At 45.3% G+C, this 3,624-nt stretch carries 3 protein-coding genes; all 3 read left to right on the top strand.

Going from position 1 to position 3,624, the window contains the following annotated elements; genetic code table 11:
* Nucleotides 1-1,306: phytoene desaturase family protein (locus ACRC32_RS24960; RefSeq protein ID WP_438556501.1), on the top strand; the 1,306-nt coding region annotated here is incomplete at its 5' end.
* Between the two features lie 257 nt (nucleotides 1,307-1,563).
* Nucleotides 1,564-3,102, top strand: a complete 1,539-nt coding sequence (locus ACRC32_RS24955) for a flavin monoamine oxidase family protein (RefSeq protein ID WP_438556500.1) — start codon at nucleotides 1,564-1,566, stop codon at nucleotides 3,100-3,102.
* A gap of 144 nt (nucleotides 3,103-3,246) precedes the next feature.
* The coding region (locus ACRC32_RS24950) for a RidA family protein (RefSeq protein ID WP_438556499.1) at nucleotides 3,247-3,624 on the top strand (378 nt) is incomplete at its 3' end.

Genomic DNA, 3,624 nt, shown 5'->3' with positions numbered 1-3,624 from the left:
CAACCCCCTGCGTCAAGTCTTGAATGTTTTAGAAGAAACTCTCCCAGCCATACCTTACGATCCTTTGGGACATTACCATTTTCCTGAAGGAACTTTACCTGTTTACAGCCAACAGGAACGCTACCTAGAAGCAGTAAGGCAATTTACCCCTCAAGGATCGAAAGAATTAGAACGATTTATTCACCGCTTGCTACCCTTGTACGACACCTTACAGGGCATTCCCACAATATTATTACGGGCTGATTGGCAACTGATACCCGTTCTCATGGGGCGTTGCTTGCCCTCATTGGTCAAAATGTTACCCCATTTGGGTTTAATTCAAAGCTCGGTAGGACAAGTCATGGATCGAGAAGTGGGCGATCGCTGGGTGAGGCGACTCATCGATCTAGAATGTTTTCTACTATCGGGTTTAAAAGCACATGGAACGATCGCCCCAGAAGTTGCTTTTATGTTAGGCGAACGCTCTCGTGCTGGGGTAGAGTATCCAATTGGGGGCAGTGGGGCGATCGTCGATGCTTTAGTTCGCGGGTTGAAACGCTGGGGTGGCGAGTTGCGTTTGGGTTGTCATGTCGAGCAAATTTTGGTGGAATCTGGCAGAGTTAAGGGCGTGCGCTTGCGGCGGGGGGAAATCCTCAATGCACCAATTGTTATCTCCAACGCTTCAATTTGGGATACCTACGGTAAATTATTACAGCCAGAAGATTTACCCGCATCCTATCGTCAGACAGCTTTAGCCACCCCATCTGTAGATAGTTTTATGCACTTGCATTTGGGGATTCAAGCTGAGGGGTTGGACAATTTAACCGGACATCATGTTGTCGTCCACGATGCAGAACGAGATATTACGACTCCTGGTAACACCTGCATGATCTCCATTCCTTCGGTGTGGGATGCTTCTCTTGCACCCCCAGGACATCATGTGGTTCACGCCTATACTTTGGAACCGCACGAACATTGGCAGCGAGATAACGGCTATCAGAAACGGAAAAAAGAGCGATCGCAATCTCTCTATCGCGCTTTAGAACGAGTTATTCCAGATATTAGACAAAGAATTGTCTTAGAACTGATCGGTACGCCGTTAACTCACGCTCATTATTTACGACGTTACCAGGGAACTTATGGAGCTGCGATCGCTGCTGGTAAGGGGATGTTTCCTAGTACTCACACTCCGATTTCGGGATTATATCGCGTTGGTGATAGTACTATGCCTGGAATTGGCGTGCCAGCTGTTGCCGCTTCGGGAATTTTGTGTGCCAATACTTTAGTTCAACCGCAGCAGACAGCAGAATTGCTGAATAATCAGTAACTAAAAATACCGCGATCGCGGACGGTTACAAAACTCATTTTTATGCAACGCAGTAGTTACAAAACTCATTTTTACTAAAAATCAAATTGTCATTGCAAATACACTTTTTGCTTGTTATTCGCCATATTTTGATTCATGTCGCAAAAATAACGCTGCAACCAGTATTTACTCGCTCTTATACAGCTTTGCAGCGCAAATAATGTATAAACTACATCTTTTTGCAATTTTTTGTGCAACCAAATAATTGAGGATTAGACGTGAGAAGAAGAGACTTTATCACGAGGCTTGCTGCGTCTGCTGGTACGACTTATGCAGTTATGCAGGCTTTGGATTTGATAGAAAAACCAGCAACAGCACAAAAATCACCGTTTCAACTTCAACGTCGAGGAGGTAGTAAAAGTATTATCATTCTCGGTGCTGGTTTGGGTGGCATGACGTGTGCTTATGAATTGAGCAAAGTCGGCTACCAATGCAAAATTTTAGAAGCTAGAGAACGTTTGGGGGGTCGTTGCTGGACAGTTCGCACAGGAGATAAATTTACCGATACTTTAGGTCAGACGCAGACGATCGGATTCGATCGCGGACAATATTTTAACCCTGGTCCCGCTCGGATTCCCTACCATCACATCACGATCGACTATTGCAAAGAACTGGGCGTTCCGTTAGAAGTCATAGTCAATCTCAGTCGCCAGCAATATATTTACCGTGAAAACGCAGGTTCGTTATCCGGTCGCAAGGTTCACGCTCGCGAAGCGATCGCCGATATGCGGGGATACATTTCCGAACTCTTAGCGAAGGCAATTAGTAAAGATGCAGTTGATGCACCTCTGACCGTGGAAGATAAGGAGAAAATGATCGAATTTCTCCGTACCTACGGCGGCTTAAACCCAGATTTGTTTTACAAAGGTTCCAGCCGACGCGGTTACTCCACATATCAAGGAGCAGGTGATGCACCTGGAGTTGTTGACGATCCTTACGACTTGAGTGCGTTATTGGAATTGGGATTTGCTGGGAACGAATCTTTTGAATTTGGTTTCAACCAACAAATGACCATGTTTGAACCGATAGGCGGAATGGATGCGATCGCCAAAGCTTTTGAAAAGCAAGTGGGACGATTCATTACTTATGGTGCAGTGGTGACAGAAATTCGCAAGACTCCCGATGGCGTGCAAATTTTGTACAAAGATAAATCGGGTAATGTCAAGCAAGAAACAGCCGACTACTGCATCTGTAATATTCCTCTATCAGTACTGAAGGATATTCCCTCTGATTTGGCTCCCGACATGAAAGAAGCGATCGCCAGCGTGGAATATGCCGTCACGGGTAAAAGTGCGTTACAGTTCAACCGTCGTTTCTGGGAAGATGACGAAGACATCTTCGGTGGTATCACTCAAACTGACCAGGACATCACTCAGATCTGGTATCCCTCAACGGGTTATCTGTCTCAAAAAGGCGTAGTCTTGGGCTACTACAACTTTGGTTCAACAGCAGAGAAAGTAGGAACCCTCACCCCCACAGACCGCGTAGCTTTGGCATTGGAACAAGGGAGTAAGATTCACCCGCAATACAATAACCATTTTGAGAATGGCTTTTCGCTCTTCTGGTCAACAGTACCTTACAGCAAAGGTGGATGGGCGGAGTACACCACTGATGTCAGAACAACATACTATCCGCGACTGAATCAACCAGATGGCAACATCTATTTGTGCGGCGAACATCTCAGCTATCTCACAGGTTGGATGGCTGGTGCTTTTGAATCTGCTCGTCTGGTATCTACGCAGATTGCGGCTCTATGAGCGTCATTTGTCATTTGTCATTTGTGCGTGAAACACATCTGACTTTTGTACGGACGAGTTTTGAGCGAAAACTGATTACCTCATTTGTCAATCTATCTGCTAAATGCGCCTCTACAACTTCCACCTGTTACCCAAAAATTAACTATGAAACGTTTCATCAATCAATTTCAATTGGGAAAAGTTAGTGCTTGGTTATTAGCAATTGTTTGTGCTAGCTTTATCGGTTTGCAAATTTTTGGTATCGATCTTAAAGCTGTAGCCAAACCAACTTCACCAGAAAAAGTCGTTTTTTACGGTACGCCAACATCTTCAATTGCTTCAGCCGTCGCCGTACCGGAAGACCAAGCTTACTATTGGACGAGTGGCACAGTCCCACCAGTTATTAATCCCGATGCTCCACTGCGAACTCGCGATCGCTATGGCGATACGAAAACTCAGGCGATCGGTATTTTAGAACGAATTCAAGCTTTGTTGGCAGATGTGAACCTGACATTATCTGATGTGGTTTATCTGCGCGTTTAT

This window comes from Chroococcidiopsis sp. (assembly GCF_051657925.1).
In the GTDB taxonomy this organism is placed as follows: domain Bacteria; phylum Cyanobacteriota; class Cyanobacteriia; order Cyanobacteriales; family Chroococcidiopsidaceae; genus Chroococcidiopsis.
Note: the sequence above shows the minus strand (reverse complement) of the source record. Positions and strands in the feature narration are given on the sequence as shown.